14 protein-coding genes are annotated in these 12,983 nt (G+C 62.4%); 11 read left to right on the top strand and 3 right to left on the bottom strand.

Features of this window, described 5'->3' with window-relative positions:
* Positions 1–160 precede the first annotated feature (160 nt).
* Together NKJ77_RS04465 and NKJ77_RS04460 are read left to right on the top strand one after the other, a co-directional pair.
* Positions 161–1,699 carry a trimethylamine methyltransferase family protein gene (locus NKJ77_RS04465; protein WP_023699648.1) on the top strand — a complete coding sequence of 513 codons (1,539 nt, stop codon included), beginning with the start codon at positions 161–163 and terminating at the stop codon, positions 1,697–1,699.
* Positions 1,700–1,777: 78 nt separating this feature from the next.
* On the top strand, positions 1,778–4,219 hold the full coding sequence (locus NKJ77_RS04460; protein WP_352534366.1) for a GcvT family protein: 2,442 nt from the start codon (positions 1,778–1,780) through the stop codon (positions 4,217–4,219).
* Between the two features lie 93 nt (positions 4,220–4,312).
* Here NKJ77_RS04460 and NKJ77_RS04455 read toward each other — a convergent pair whose 3' ends face one another.
* Positions 4,313–4,705, bottom strand: a complete 393-nt coding sequence (locus NKJ77_RS04455; RefSeq protein ID WP_023735991.1) for a DoxX family protein — start codon at positions 4,703–4,705, stop codon at positions 4,313–4,315.
* Between the two features lie 207 nt (positions 4,706–4,912).
* Here NKJ77_RS04455 and NKJ77_RS04450 point away from each other — a divergent pair, with 207 nt between their 5' ends.
* A complete protein-coding gene (locus NKJ77_RS04450) occupies positions 4,913–5,401 on the top strand; it encodes a hypothetical protein (protein ID WP_023668197.1) in 489 nt (162 codons plus the stop codon).
* A 76-nt stretch (positions 5,402–5,477) separates the two neighbouring features.
* Here the strand turns inward: NKJ77_RS04450 and NKJ77_RS04445 are convergent, their stop codons facing one another.
* Entirely contained in the window at positions 5,478–6,254 is a 777-nt protein-coding gene (locus NKJ77_RS04445; RefSeq protein ID WP_023668198.1) for a VOC family protein, read from the bottom strand.
* Between the two features lie 192 nt (positions 6,255–6,446).
* Here NKJ77_RS04445 and NKJ77_RS04440 point away from each other — a divergent pair, with 192 nt between their 5' ends.
* The gene (locus NKJ77_RS04440) at positions 6,447–7,166 is read left to right on the top strand and encodes a gamma-glutamylcyclotransferase (protein WP_023668199.1); all 720 of its coding nucleotides are present in this window, start codon (positions 6,447–6,449) and stop codon (positions 7,164–7,166) included.
* 68 nt (positions 7,167–7,234) lie between these two features.
* Here the strand turns inward: NKJ77_RS04440 and NKJ77_RS04435 are convergent, their stop codons facing one another.
* On the bottom strand, positions 7,235–7,639 hold the full coding sequence (locus tag NKJ77_RS04435) for a hypothetical protein (protein WP_155923166.1): 405 nt from the start codon (positions 7,637–7,639) through the stop codon (positions 7,235–7,237).
* A gap of 251 nt (positions 7,640–7,890) precedes the next feature.
* Here NKJ77_RS04435 and NKJ77_RS04430 point away from each other — a divergent pair, with 251 nt between their 5' ends.
* From NKJ77_RS04430 to NKJ77_RS04405, 7 genes are all read left to right on the top strand, one after another.
* Positions 7,891–9,258 (top strand): NAD(P)-dependent oxidoreductase, encoded by a 1,368-nt coding sequence (locus NKJ77_RS04430; protein ID WP_023815596.1) that lies wholly within the window; start codon positions 7,891–7,893, stop codon positions 9,256–9,258.
* Complete coding sequence (locus tag NKJ77_RS32375; protein ID WP_023729384.1) at positions 9,251–9,574, top strand: hypothetical protein; 324 nt, start codon at positions 9,251–9,253, stop codon at positions 9,572–9,574. The genes NKJ77_RS04430 and NKJ77_RS32375 overlap by 8 nt, the downstream gene beginning before the upstream one ends.
* A 109-nt stretch (positions 9,575–9,683) precedes the next feature.
* Positions 9,684–10,037, top strand: a complete 354-nt coding sequence (locus tag NKJ77_RS04425; RefSeq protein WP_023668203.1) for a hypothetical protein — start codon at positions 9,684–9,686, stop codon at positions 10,035–10,037.
* Positions 10,038–10,096: 59 nt separating this feature from the next.
* Positions 10,097–11,410, top strand: coding sequence for an NAD-dependent dihydropyrimidine dehydrogenase subunit PreA (preA, locus tag NKJ77_RS04420; protein ID WP_023729383.1), 1,314 nt, complete (start codon positions 10,097–10,099; stop codon positions 11,408–11,410).
* A gap of 109 nt (positions 11,411–11,519) precedes the next feature.
* The gene (locus NKJ77_RS04415; RefSeq protein ID WP_023668205.1) at positions 11,520–12,038 is read left to right on the top strand and encodes an RrF2 family transcriptional regulator; all 519 of its coding nucleotides are present in this window, start codon (positions 11,520–11,522) and stop codon (positions 12,036–12,038) included.
* Between the two features lie 31 nt (positions 12,039–12,069).
* The gene (locus tag NKJ77_RS04410; RefSeq protein WP_023668206.1) at positions 12,070–12,528 is read left to right on the top strand and encodes a carboxymuconolactone decarboxylase family protein; all 459 of its coding nucleotides are present in this window, start codon (positions 12,070–12,072) and stop codon (positions 12,526–12,528) included.
* A gap of 76 nt (positions 12,529–12,604) precedes the next feature.
* A complete protein-coding gene (locus tag NKJ77_RS04405) occupies positions 12,605–12,982 on the top strand; it encodes a DoxX family protein (protein ID WP_023668207.1) in 378 nt (125 codons plus the stop codon).
* Position 12,983: the final 1 nt, after the last annotated feature.

Below are 12,983 nucleotides of genomic sequence, written 5' to 3'. Positions count from 1 at the left end.
CCGGCCCGGCTCCGCTGAGTGGGACCTGTATCATTATTCCGACCTTTTGCGTCGCCTCTGTCTCCATACGAATTCAAAAATGCCGCCTTGGCTAAAATCACGCCCGCGAAGGGCGGATTTCTGACAGCGATATCCGGATGCCGGCGCTCTGATGCCAGGCATGAATGAACCAAGACGAAAGCGCGGCGCGGAGCGAACCAGCAACCGGGGGCCTGCCGCCATCCCGCAACTTCCACTGCGGCGGGTGACCAATCCCTATCCGCCGATGGCGATGCTCTCAGTCGACCAGGTCGAAACGATCCACCAGGCGTCGATGCATATTCTGGAAAATTTCGGCATCGAGGTGATGTCTCAGCGGGCGCTGGCGCTGTTCGAGAAGGCGGGCGCAAAGGTCGACCATGCAACGGCGAACGTCCGCATCGACCGGGGCCTTGTCGCCGAGGCGCTGAAGACCACGCAGTCCAGCTATCGGCTGACGCCGCGCAATCGCGCCAACACCATTCATCTCGGCGGCAACACGATCAATTTCACCCTCGTCGCCGGGCCGCCCAATGTGCACGACATGGAGCGCGGCCGGCGCGCCGGAAACTTGCACGACTATGCCGATCTGACCCGGCTGGCGCAGCATTTCAACTGCATCCACATGCTCGGCAACCAGGTCTGCGCGCCGGTGGAACTGCCGGCCAACACCAGGCACATGGATACCTATTTCACCAATCTGACGCTGACCGACAAATCGTTCCATGTCTCGGCGATCGGACGAGGCCGGGCGCTGGACGGCATCGAGATGATGGCAATCGCGCGCGGGCTGACGCTGGACGAGATGCGCGATGATCCCGGCATTGCCACCATCATCTCGGTCAACTCGCCGCGGCGTTTCGACGAGATGATGGCCGAAGGGCTGATGACCATGGCTGAGTTCGGCCAGTCGGTGGCGGTGACGCCGTTCACGCTGATGGGCGCGATGAGCCCGGTGACGCTCGCCGGCGCCCTGGCGCAGCAGAATGCCGAGGCGCTGTTCGGCGTGGTGCTGACGCAACTGGTGCGCCCCGGCGCGCCAGTGATGTACGGCGCCTTCACCTCCAACGTCGACATGAAGTCGGGCGCGCCGGCCTTCGGAACGCCGGAGAACACCAAGGCCAACATCGCCTCGGGGCAATTGGCGCGGCGCTACAATCTGCCCTACCGCACGACACCGGGGTCGGCATCGAATGCGGCGGACGCGCAAGGCGCCTACGAGACGCTGATGGCGCTGTGGGGCGCTGTGCTTGGCCACGGCAACCTCGTCTATCATGCCGCCGGCTGGCAGGAAGGCGGGCTGACGGCATCGTTCGAAAAGCTCATCATCGATGTCGAGATGATCCAGCACATGATGGAATTCCTGCGCCCGATCGTCGTCGACGAGGCGGAGCTTGCTGTCGAGGCGCTGGGCGCGGTGCCGACCGGCGGCCATTTCTTCGGCGAACCGCACACGCTGGAACGCTATGCCACCGCCTTCTACCAGCCGATGCTGTCCAATTGGCAGAATTACGAGGCCTGGCAGGAAGCCGGCGGCCTCGACACCACGGCGCGCGCGACCCGGCTGTGGAAGAAGGCGCTGGAAGACTATGTCGAGCCGGTGATGGATATCGCCGTGCGCGAGGCGCTGGAGGCGTATGTGGCCAGGCGCAAGGAAGCGATCGGGCAGGGCGAGCCGTGACTTTTTCAACATCGGCGCGCGGCGCTGCCTTTCTGATTCACCTTATCTCCTCAACTCATTGATAACAGAGCAAAACTCATGAAATCGCATGCAAAGGTCGTGGTCATTGGCGGTGGCGTCGTCGGGTGCTCCGTGCTGTTCCATCTGGCGCGTCATGGCTGGACCGATGTCGTGCTGCTGGAGCGCGACGAGCTGACCTCGGGCTCGACCTGGCATGCGGCCGGCGGCATGCACACGATCAATGGCGACCCCAACGTCGCCAAGCTGCAGAAATACACGATCTCGCTCTACAAGGAGATCGAGGAGCTGTCGGGACAGGCGACCGGCGTACATCTGACCGGCGGCGTGCTTCTGGCGGCAACCGAGGCGCGGCTCGAATGGCTGCGCGGCGTCGTCGCCAAAGGGCGTTACCTCGGCATCGACCTTGAAGAAATATCGGCCAATGAAGCGGCCGAGCTGATGCCGCTGATTGATCCCAAGCAGTTCGTCGGCGCCGTTCGCAACAAGGAAGACGGCCATCTCGATCCCTCCGGCGTGACGCATGCCTACGCCAAGGCCGCGCGCAAGCTTGGCGCCGAGGTCGAGCGCTTCACCAAGGTGGAAGACATTGTGCGCCGGCCCGACGGGATGTGGCGGGTCATCACCAACAAGGGCGAAGTGGTGGCCGAGCATGTCGTCAATGCCGGCGGGTTATGGGCGCGCGAGGTCGGCCGCATGGTCGGGCTGGAACTGCCGGTGCTGGCCATGGAGCACATGTACCTGATCACCGAGGATATGCCCGAGGTTGCGGCGTGGAACGCCAAGACCGGCACCGAGATCATCCACGCCGTCGATTTCGATGGCGAGCTTTATCTGCGCCAGGAGCGCGGCGGCATGCTGATGGGCACGTATGAGAAGGCCAACAAGGTGTGGTCCGAATTCCAGACACCGTGGAATTTCGGCCATGAACTGCTGGAGCCGGATATCGACCGCATCGCGCCGTCGCTCGAAGTCGGCTTCCGGCATTTCCCGGCCTTCGAGAGGACAGGCATCAAGCAGATCATCAACGGGCCCTTCACCTTCGCGCCGGACGGCAATCCGCTGGTCGGGCCGGTGCGCGGCCTCCCGGGCTTCTGGGTCGCCTGCGGGGTCATGGCGGGCTTTTCACAAGGCGGCGGCGTCGGCCTGGCGCTGTCCAACTGGATGATCGAGGGCGATCCCGGCGCCGACATCTGGGCCATGGATGTCGCGCGCTATGGCGACTGGGCGACGATGGCCTACACCAACGCCAAGGTGCGCGAGAATTATTCGCGCCGCTTCTCGATCCGCTTCCCCAATGAGGAGCTGCCTGCCGGGCGGCAGCTGAAGACGACGCCGATCTACGATTTGCTGTCGGCCAAGGGTGCGCAATGGGGTGTGTCCTATGGGCTGGAAGTGCCGCTGTGGTATGCGCCCGAGGGTGTCAGGGACGAATTCTCGTGGCGGCGTTCCAGCGATTTTTCCCATGTCGCCAATGAGGTCGCGACGGTTCGTGAAAGCGTCGGCCTGGCGGAGATTTCGAACTTCGCCAAATACAAGGTGACGGGAGAAGGGGCGGCCGCTTGGCTCGACCGGATCTTTGCCTGCAAGTTGCCCAAGCCAGGCCGCATGACGTTGGCGCCGATGCTGAAGGATGACGGCAAGCTCATCGGCGATTTCACGCTGGCCAATATCGGTGCCCCCAATTCCAACGGGACCGAGTGGTTCATCGCCGGCTCCGGTATCGCCGAGCAGTATCATATGCGCTGGTTCGAGGCGCATTTACCTGCGGATAGCTCAGTGCGCATGGAGGCGCTGGGGCAGAAACTGACCGGTCTGGCGATCGCCGGACCCAAGGCGAGGGAGGTGCTGGCAAAGGTCAGCCGCGCGGATGTCGCCAACACAGCATTCCCCTTCATGGCCGTCGCGAAAATGGACATCGGCATGGCGCCGTGCCTGGTCGGCCGCGTCAGCTACACCGGCGATCTCGGCTACGAGATCTGGGTGGCGCCGGAATATCAGCGCGCTGCCTTCCAGGCGTTGATGGCGGCAGGCGCGGAATTCGGCCTCGGCCTGTTCGGCTCGCGCGCGCTCAATGCGCTGCGGCTGGAGAAAAACTACGGCTCATGGGCGCGCGAATACCGGCCGATCTACGGGCCGCTGGAGGCCGGGCTCGACCGTTTCGTCGCCTATGGCAAGGATGCCGATTTCATCGGTAAAACCGGCGCTCTTGCCGAGCGCAAGCAGGGCGGCAAGCTCAGGCTGCGCACATTTATCCTCGATGCCGACGATGCCGATGTCATCGGCGACGAGCCGATCTGGTACGATGGCGCGGTGCGCGGCTGGGTAACGTCGGGCGGCTATGCGCATCACTCGAAGAAATCCGTCGCCATCGGCTATGTGCCGAAGGAGATCGCAGACAAGAGCGACGGCTTCGAAATCGAACTTTTGGGCAAGCGCCACGCGGCGCGCGTTCAGGCAGCGCCGCTCTTTGACGCGAACTTCGAGCGAATGCGCGCCTGAAGCGCTTCGGCTTCGCCGAGGCGCTTCAGATTCTTGGTGCAAGTCGTTATCCCAAAACCGCTGCGCACTTTTGGGCGACATGCATTAGGCGCGTCAGGTGCTGCGGCGGTTGTCGAGCGCGAAAGCGCCGGCGCCGGCAAACACCAGATAGAGGAAGATGAAGCAGAAGGAGATCGCCGCATCGCCGCCGTTGTTGACCGGGAAGAAGTCGCGCGGATAGTGCGCCATGAAATAGGCGATGGCCATCTCGCCGGCCAGAAGGAACGCGACCGGGCGGGTGAACAGACCGAGCGCCAGCAGGATGCCACCGGCGAACTCCAGGATGCCTGCCGTCGCCGTCAGGCCGCTAAGAGCGTGAGGCTCGGCGCTGACCGGAAAATTGAACAGTTTCTGCGAGCCATGCTCGAGGAACTGCAGGGCCGTCATGATGCGCAGGACGCCGAGTGCCTGCGGCTGAAATCTGGCGAGACCGTCAAAAAGCTTCATCTAAACTCCATTTTTCCAACCATGTGGCCCGGCCATAAATCATCACCCGGCGCTGGACCATTCACTTCCCATGGCCTGTCATCAACAATCGGTGATTGCAATTATTTCCAGTCTGACTTCGAAATTTGCTCTCGTTATGGTTGCATAGATCTCGTTAAGGTTGTATATCTGCGAGTAGACACTCCAAACCAGACGGGTTCCTTCGCCATGAAAAAAGCCGCCATCAGCCTGTTCGCAATCCTCGCAAGCACCAGTTTCGCCATGGCCGCTGATGCTGGCTGCGATGCCTTCAAATGGCCGGTGACACGCGAGCAGGAACTGTTTCCGGCAGCGCCCGCCGCGCAGTCCGGTGCCTCTCTTGCTTTCGGCGAAGCCGCGGATATGGCGCTGGAGCCCGTCGATGCGGTCAGCTTCACGGTCTCACCGCAACGCGCGCCGGCAGCCGGCACGTTCGGCGCGACGGCAAACGTGGCCGTGCCAGCGGAAGGAGAGCTCCAGATCAGCCTGTCCGAGGAGGCCTGGGTCGACGTCATTCAGGATGGCCAAGCCGTGAAATCAGCGGGTTTCAGCGGCGTGAAGACCTGCCCCGGCATCCGCAAGAGCGTGCGCTTCAAGCTGACGCCTGGCGCAGCCACGATCCAGCTCAGCGGCGCCAGGAAAGAGAACCTCAAAGTCGCGGTGCTGGCGCCGGAGTGACCGCGCCCGGACGCGCCTCTCATCGCACCGGCAGTGCGATGAGAGCAGTTTCCGTGCAGGCGAGTACCGGAGGGGGTCAGCGGCCCGGCGCGATCAGCGCGAAATAGGCGCCTTGCGGATCGGTGAACTGGGCAATCCATTGGCCGGTCTGAACCGGCATCGGACCCATGACGATCTTGCCGCCATTGTCGGTGACGCGTTTGGCGGCTGCGTCGATGGCGCCGACATTGAAGTAGAACAGCCAGACCGGCACCGGCAGCGGTTGCGGCTTGTTCATGATGCCGCCGCCGGATTCAGGGCCGGCCGAGAAGGTCTGATAGATGCCCATCTCGCCGACGTCCATGCTACCGGCATCGGTCCAGCCGAACTGGCTTGAGTAGAAATCGAAGGCCTTCTGGCGGTCGGCCGCATAAAGCTCGTGCCAGCCGACATGGCCCGGCGTCGTTGCCGGAAGGACGGGCTGGTCGGGCCCACTGGGCTGCAGGAACATGAAGGCGGCGCCTTGCGGGTCGGCGACGACGGAGAAGCGGCCGACGCCGGGAATGTCGTCGGGTTCGCGGTGAACAGCCCCGCCGGCGGCTTTCAGTGCCTCGGTCGAGGCATCGGTATCGCTGGTGTGGATATAGCCGAACCAGGCCGGCTTCAGACCCGTCCTGGCTGCTTCCTCGGGCAGGGTCATCAGCCCGCCGACGCCACGCTCGGCGGAGTTCACCACGATATAGCGCGGCATGCCGGGCGCCTTGTCGAAGGGCTCGGCCCGCCAGCCGACCACGCTGGTGTAGAACGCTTGCGCCGCATCGAGGTCGCTGGTCATCAACTCGTACCAGAAGAAGGGCATTGGGGATCTCGGCATTCTCGGTCTCCTCACCTATGCATAGATCGTCGTCCGATCCATCAAAGGACGTTTTCAGCGACGCGAATCCGACAGCGAACCGGAGAAAATTCAACGGCTGCGTTGACACATCGTTCCGCACTTCGCCCCACCGACGCCTTGCACGTGCGGCGGTTTTCGACTTTCCTTGGGCAAACGAGGGGTAGTCGTTTCATGCGCCTTATGTCGCTCACGCCTGAGCTTGTGTCACTGTGTCATCGCGAAGAGGTCGATCCCGGACCCGACTGCAGTTGGACGCAGCTGAACGATGAGGATTTTCGCACGCTTGCCTTACGGCTCTCCGACGAAGCCGATGCGGGGCCGTTATGGGTGTTCGCCTATGGCTCGCTGATCTGGAAGCCGGCTTTCGAGCCCGTCGAACGCCAGCGCGCCACTGCGTTTGGCTGGCATCGCTCCTTCTGCCTCGACATGGTGCGCTGGCGCGGCAGCGTCGCGCAGCCGGGGCTGATGATGGCGCTCGAACGCGGCGGCCGATGCGACGGCGTCATCTACCGCCTGCCCGACGGCGACAAGCCGCAGCAGATCGAAAGATTGTTGCGGCGCGAGATCGACGACCATGAGAGTGTCAGCTCGGTCCGGTGGGTTCCCGTGCGCACGGAGCAGGGCCGGATACGGGCGCTCGGCTTCTGGGTCGGGGTGACGGGCAGGGGAACCTCGCTTGGGCAGCCGCTAGATCGGGTGGCGCGGGTGTTGGCGCGGGCCTGCGGCCATGTCGGCTCGGGTGCGGAATATCTCTACAACACCGTCAGCCACCTCGAGGAATTCGGCATCCGCGACCGCAATCTGTGGCGGCTGCAGCAACTGGTTGCCGACGAGATCAGGTCGATTCATGGCGGCCCCTCAGATGCCAGCCTACAGCTGGCACCTTCGTAGCGAACAGCCACCAATCTTGGCCTGTGCCGGAGCGTATGCGGTTTCAAGGCGTTTCGCTCCTCGGGTGATCAGATCCAAGAAGGAGTGGCTTCACGAGCAATGACCTCAACCGTGCATTCGAGACTGAGCAGCAGAAAATGCGTACAGTCTACTGTCGGGCCAAGTGTCGATCGCAACCAATGCGAGTTCTCCACTCGCAGGATCGGCCACCTGTAGGAGGCTTGCCTGCCAGATCCAATCAATGGGATCGAGGTGTCCGCACGGATTTTGGTCAGTCCCAGCATGTCATCATGGGCAGCCAGGGCTACTACCCCTTGAAAATCGATCTTGAGAGTTCGTTCCGATGTCCCGAAGTCGCCTTCGACGGTCAGCTCAAAGTTATTGTCGGATTTTAGACGCCACACCTGACAGGCAGCCAGAGGTAAATCTCCCACGGGCTCCCACCGGTGAGCCGTCTCCCTATCATCGGTCATCGTCTTCTCCGTTGAATGAAAGCCGCGCATCGTGCTCAAGCGCCCTATCATTTCGCGCTGGCCTGGAACAGCTTGCCGCGACTTGGAGCTTGTCGCGCTCCCCTCTTTGAGGACGCAACCGTCACTCTAACATGAGCAACTAAATCATATTATCAGCTAGTCTTTTCAGCGGCTTGGGTCGAAAATTGACCAATTGATAAAAAAATAAAACGTGCTAGCCTTTCCCAAAACGAAAACATGGGGAACTGACGATGCCAGAAGGCCAGTTCAAGGACGGCATTGCCGGCGGCCGGCTTGCCGCCGACCAGTACGCCGAGAATTTTTCCGACCTGCATCCGCCGCTCGATCACCACGAGGCGCTGGTCGAATCAGACCGCTGCTATTTCTGTTACGATGCGCCGTGCATGAATGCGTGCCCGACCTCGATCGACATTCCCCTGTTCATCCGCCAGATATCGACCGGCAACCCGATCGGTTCGGCCAAGACGATTTTCGACCAGAACATATTGGGTGGCATGTGCGCCCGCGTCTGCCCGACCGAGACGCTGTGCGAAGAGGTCTGCGTGCGCGAGGTGGCGGAAGGCAAGCCGGTGCAGATCGGCCGCCTGCAGCGCTACGCTACCGATGTCGCCATGGCCGAGCACAAGCAGTTTTATTCGCGCGCTGAATCGACCGGCAAGTCGGTCGCCGTGGTCGGCGCCGGTCCGGCCGGCCTAGCCGCGGCGCACCGGCTCGCCCGCCATGGCCACGAGGTGACCATACTGGAAGCCCGCCCGAAGGCCGGCGGCCTCAACGAATACGGCATCGCCGCCTACAAGAGCATCGACAATTTCGCCCAGGCCGAGGTCGACTATGTCACGGGGATCGGCGGCATCGATATCCAGAACGGCAGGGCGCTCGGCCGCGACTACCAGCTGTCGGATCTGATCCGGAATTACGATGCGGTGTTTCTTGGCATGGGACTTGGCGGCGTCAACGCGCTGCGCGCAGATGGCGAGGAGGCCGATGGCGTCGTGAATGCGGTCGAGTTCATCGCCGAGCTACGCCAGGCCAGCGATCTCGCGAGCCTGCCGGTCGGCCGGCGCGTCGTCGTCATCGGCGGCGGCATGACGGCGATCGACGCCGCGGTGCAGTCGAAGCTGCTCGGCGCCGAGGAGGTGACGATCTGCTACCGGCGCGGCCAGGAACACATGAACGCTTCCGAGTTCGAGCAGGATCTGGCAGCCGCCAACGGCGTCACCATCCGCCACTGGCTGCAGCCGAAGCGGGTCATCGCCGAGGCTGGCAAAGTGTCGGGCATCGAGCTCGAATACACCGCCATGAACGGGGACAGGCTTGCCGGCACGGGCGAGACGCTGACGCTTACCGCCGACCAGGTGTTCAAGGCGATCGGCCAGAGCTTTGTGCCGGCGGCACTTAACGGCAGCGGTGCTGCGATCGAACTCGAAGCCGGCCGCATCAAGGTCGACGCGGAAGGCCGCACCTCGCTCGCCAATGTCTGGGCCGGCGGCGACTGCATTTTCGGCGGCGACGATTTGACGGTCTCGGCCGTCGCGCAAGGCCGCGACGCGGCGGAGAGCATCAACCGGGCACTGGCTGGAGGAAGCTGGAATGCCTAACGTCGTCAAGTTCGTTGGAGCTTTAAGCACGAGCCTGTTGCTGTTTTCTGCCAACGCCTCGGCGGCTCATCGTGTGACCAGATATTTTGATCAACCGGACGTTCGCGCAGGGGAGGCGTTCTCTCCTATGCTTGGGTGCGGGAACGAGGAGCTCATCTCTGGAGGTTACGCGCTTGATATCCCGCCGGCCAACCCTACTGCGTTGGTTGTATCGGCAAGTTATCCGTTTAGCGACCATGTGTGGCAGGTCGTCGTCCGAAACGTTTCGAGTGAGCCTGTAGCAGTTCAGATGACTCTTGTTGTGATCTGTAGCTAGCGGAGAGAGTTATGACCGACATCCGCAACAATTTCGTCGGCATCAAATCGCCCAATCCGTTCTGGTTGGCCTCGGTAAAGCCGACCCGCTTGATCAACCGGGCACTGCGATGATCGCGCCGATCCTCGCTGCCGTCATCGGCACCGCGGCAATGCCGGCGGCTTCACCGGACTATTGGCTCTATACGCAATGGTGTGACGCGAAGGGTGAAGAGCGGATGTCCGTCGAGGCATCCGGTGTCGGCTTCAGCGAGCACACGATCTGCCAATGGACATCCGGGCCGCCAAGCGGCGATCATGTTGAGACAAGGATTTCATGCGCCAGCGTCTATCTCAACGGGGACGAGACCGTGCGCATGGATGAAAAAATGGTCGGGCTGGAAGCGCGCAAGGGCGATCCGGACCAGATCACGGTAACGGTCGAAGGTGAACCGCCATCGGTTTTTCTTCGATGCGAGGAATGATCCGATAGGCAACGCTTTAAGGTGGCGGTAAGCCCGCCACGGCCAGAGGAGAAAGACCCATGGCAGACATTCGCAACAATTTCGTCGGCATCAAATCGCCCAATCCGTTCTGGCTGGCTTCGGCGCCGCCGACCGACAAGGCCTACAATGTCATCCGCGCCTTCAAGGCGGGCTGGGGCGGCGTCGTGTGGAAGACGCTGGGCGAAGAAGGTCCGCCGGTGGTCAACGTCAACGGCCCGCGTTATGGCGCGATTTGGGGGGCCGACCGGCGCCTGCTCGGCCTCAACAATATCGAGCTGATCACCGACCGCGATTTGCAGGTCAATCTGCGCGAGATCAAACAGGTCAAGAAGGACTGGCCCGACCGCGCCATCGTCGTCTCACTGATGGTGCCATGCGTCGAGGAAAGCTGGAAGGCGATCCTGCCGGTGGTCGAGGAGACCGAAGCCGACGGCATCGAGCTCAATTTCGGCTGCCCGCACGGCATGTCGGAACGCGGCATGGGCGCGGCTGTCGGCCAGGTGCCTGAATACATCGAAATGGTAGTGCGCTGGTGCAAGGCCAACACCCGCATGCCTGTCATCACCAAGCTGACGCCGAACATCACCGATGTGCGCAAGCCGGCGCGCGCCGCACTCTCCGGCGGAACCGACGCGGTGTCGCTGATCAACACCATCAACTCGATCACCGGCGTCGACCTCGACAGTTTCGCGCCGCAGCCGACCATCGACGGCAAGGGCTCGCATGGCGGCTATTGCGGCCCGGCGGTGAAGCCGATCGCCATGAACATGGTGGCCGAGATCGCCCGCGATCCGGAAACGCGCGGCCTGCCGATCTCCGGCATTGGCGGCATCACCACCTGGCGCGATGCGGCTGAATTCATGGCGCTCGGCGCCGGCAATGTGCAGGTGTGCACGGCGGCGATGACTTACGGCTTCAAGATCGTGCAGGAGATGATCGCCGGTCTCGAAAACTGGATGGACGAGAAAGGCCACGCCTCGCTCAACGACATTGTCGGCCGCGCCACGCCCAACGTCACCGACTGGCAGTATCTCAACCTCAATTACATCGCCAAGGCGCATATCGACCAGGACGCCTGCATCAAATGCGGCCGCTGCCACATCGCCTGCGAGGACACTTCGCACCAGGCAATCACCAACATGGTCGACGGCGTCAGGCATTTCGAGGTGATCGAGGCCGAATGCGTCGGCTGCAATCTGTGCGTCAATGTCTGCCCGGTCGAGAACTGCATCACCATGGAGCCGCTGGCCGCCGGCGTCATGGACCAGCGCACCGGCAAGCCGGTGTCGCCGATCTATGCCAACTGGACGACGCACCCGAACAACCCGATGGCCAAGGTGGCCGCAGAGTAAGGAACGGGTCGAAGAAAAAAGCGGCGCTTTCGAGCGCCGTTTTTCATTTTACTATTGCAGATAAAATCTATCTAGGATAAAAGATATCCATGAATAGGAGCGCAACATCGTGAAACTGGGCGAGGGTGTAGAAGCGGCCATCCATTGCGCGGCCACACTGGCCAGCGTGGAGGGCAACAGCACGATACCGGGTGCTGCTTTGGCAGAGTCCTTCGGCCTGTCGCCGAGCTATCTGCTGAAACATCTGAACCAGCTGACTGCTGCGCGCATCCTGGAATCGGTGCCGGGACCGGCGGGCGGCTACCGGCTGGCGCGTCCGGCCGAGCGCATCACGCTGCTCGATATCGTGCTTGCGGTCGAGGGTCGCGAGCCGGCCTTCCGCTGCGGCGAGATCCGCCAGCGCGGCCCGGTCAAGATCGATGCTTCGGCCTATGTGAAGCCGTGCGGCATCAATGCCGCGATGCTGAAAGCCGAGCGTGCCTATCGTGCCGCTCTCGCGGAAACCCGGTTGTCCGACATCGTGGCTGACTACAAGGCCGAAGGCGATCCGCGATCGTTTGCCGCCAGCTGTGCCTTTGTGGCGCGCCATCAGCGGCCGCAGAAACCCGCTTCGACCAAACAGATTTAATCCCCCGCAAACAGATGTGAAAGGAAAGACGATGAAACAGAGACTGCAATTCTTCGCCAAGGCGCCTGAGATCATGAAAGCCGTGTCGGCGCTCAACAAGGCGGTCGACGAATGCGGGCTTGAAGTGAGCCTGCTGCATTTGATCAAGCTCCGCGCCTCGCAGATCAATGGCTGCTCCTACTGCGTCGAGATGCATAGCCGCGAGGCGAGGCGCGATGGCGAAACCGAGACACGGCTCTATCTGGTTTCGGCCTGGAAGGAATCGCCGCTGTTTTCCGAGCGCGAACGCGCGGCGCTTGCTTGGACCGAGGCAACGACCCTGATCGCCAACAATGGCGTTTCGGACGAACTCTATGCCCGCACGCTAGAGCACTTCTCGGAAGAGGAACTGGTCAAGCTGTCGGTCGCGATCGGCATGATCAACACCTGGAACCGGCTCTGCATCCCGTTCCACGCCATTCACCCGATGCCGGCTGCCAAAGCAGCCTGACCGTCCGGTTAGTCATGGAGCGCCGTGGAAAGGGCGGCGCTCCACCTGTTTCATGCTTAAGTACGGGGAAGATTTCATGCCTGTCGATTTGCCTTCGACCTTTTTGTTTCTCGGCCGCCTGTTGCTCGGCGGCGCCTTCGTTTGCGCCGGCCTGCGCAATGTTCAGAACGAGACCTTCCTGACCGGGCTGATGACCGCGCGCGGCGTGCCGCAGGCGAGATTGGCGTTGTGGGCCGGCATCGTCCTGCAGACCATTGCCGGCGCGCTGTTGATGGCCGGCCTGTGGACTGCGACCGCCTGCGCCGTGCTGCTGCTGTTTCTCATCGTCGCCACGCCGATGTTCCACAATTTCTGGGACCATCAGGGCCCGGACCGGGCGTCGCGCATCAACGGTTTCGTAGGCAACGTCGCACTGGCCGGAGGCCTTCTCACGCTGATCGCGCAGTCGCTGTAAG

This window comes from Mesorhizobium sp. M0052 (assembly GCF_040323255.1).
Lineage (GTDB): Bacteria > Pseudomonadota > Alphaproteobacteria > Rhizobiales > Rhizobiaceae > Mesorhizobium.
This window is presented reverse-complemented; position numbering and strand designations above follow the sequence as displayed.

Excerpts from the sequence above, each read along its gene's own strand:
- NKJ77_RS04465 (WP_023699648.1), top strand. The coding sequence starts at position 161 with ATGAATGAACCAAGACGAAAGCGCGGCGCGGAGCGAACCAGCAACCGG.
- NKJ77_RS04460 (WP_352534366.1), top strand. The coding sequence starts at position 1,778 with ATGAAATCGCATGCAAAGGTCGTGGTCATTGGCGGTGGCGTCGTCGGG.
- NKJ77_RS04455 (WP_023735991.1), bottom strand. The coding sequence starts at position 4,705 with ATGAAGCTTTTTGACGGTCTCGCCAGATTTCAGCCGCAGGCACTCGGC.
- NKJ77_RS04450 (WP_023668197.1), top strand. The coding sequence starts at position 4,913 with ATGAAAAAAGCCGCCATCAGCCTGTTCGCAATCCTCGCAAGCACCAGT.
- NKJ77_RS04445 (WP_023668198.1), bottom strand. The coding sequence starts at position 6,254 with ATGCCGAGATCCCCAATGCCCTTCTTCTGGTACGAGTTGATGACCAGC.
- NKJ77_RS04440 (WP_023668199.1), top strand. The coding sequence starts at position 6,447 with ATGCGCCTTATGTCGCTCACGCCTGAGCTTGTGTCACTGTGTCATCGC.
- NKJ77_RS04435 (WP_155923166.1), bottom strand. The coding sequence starts at position 7,639 with ATGACCGATGATAGGGAGACGGCTCACCGGTGGGAGCCCGTGGGAGAT.
- NKJ77_RS04430 (WP_023815596.1), top strand. The coding sequence starts at position 7,891 with ATGCCAGAAGGCCAGTTCAAGGACGGCATTGCCGGCGGCCGGCTTGCC.
- NKJ77_RS32375 (WP_023729384.1), top strand. The coding sequence starts at position 9,251 with ATGCCTAACGTCGTCAAGTTCGTTGGAGCTTTAAGCACGAGCCTGTTG.
- NKJ77_RS04425 (WP_023668203.1), top strand. The coding sequence starts at position 9,684 with ATGATCGCGCCGATCCTCGCTGCCGTCATCGGCACCGCGGCAATGCCG.
- preA (WP_023729383.1), top strand. The coding sequence starts at position 10,097 with ATGGCAGACATTCGCAACAATTTCGTCGGCATCAAATCGCCCAATCCG.
- NKJ77_RS04410 (WP_023668206.1), top strand. The coding sequence starts at position 12,070 with ATGAAACAGAGACTGCAATTCTTCGCCAAGGCGCCTGAGATCATGAAA.
- NKJ77_RS04405 (WP_023668207.1), top strand. The coding sequence starts at position 12,605 with ATGCCTGTCGATTTGCCTTCGACCTTTTTGTTTCTCGGCCGCCTGTTG.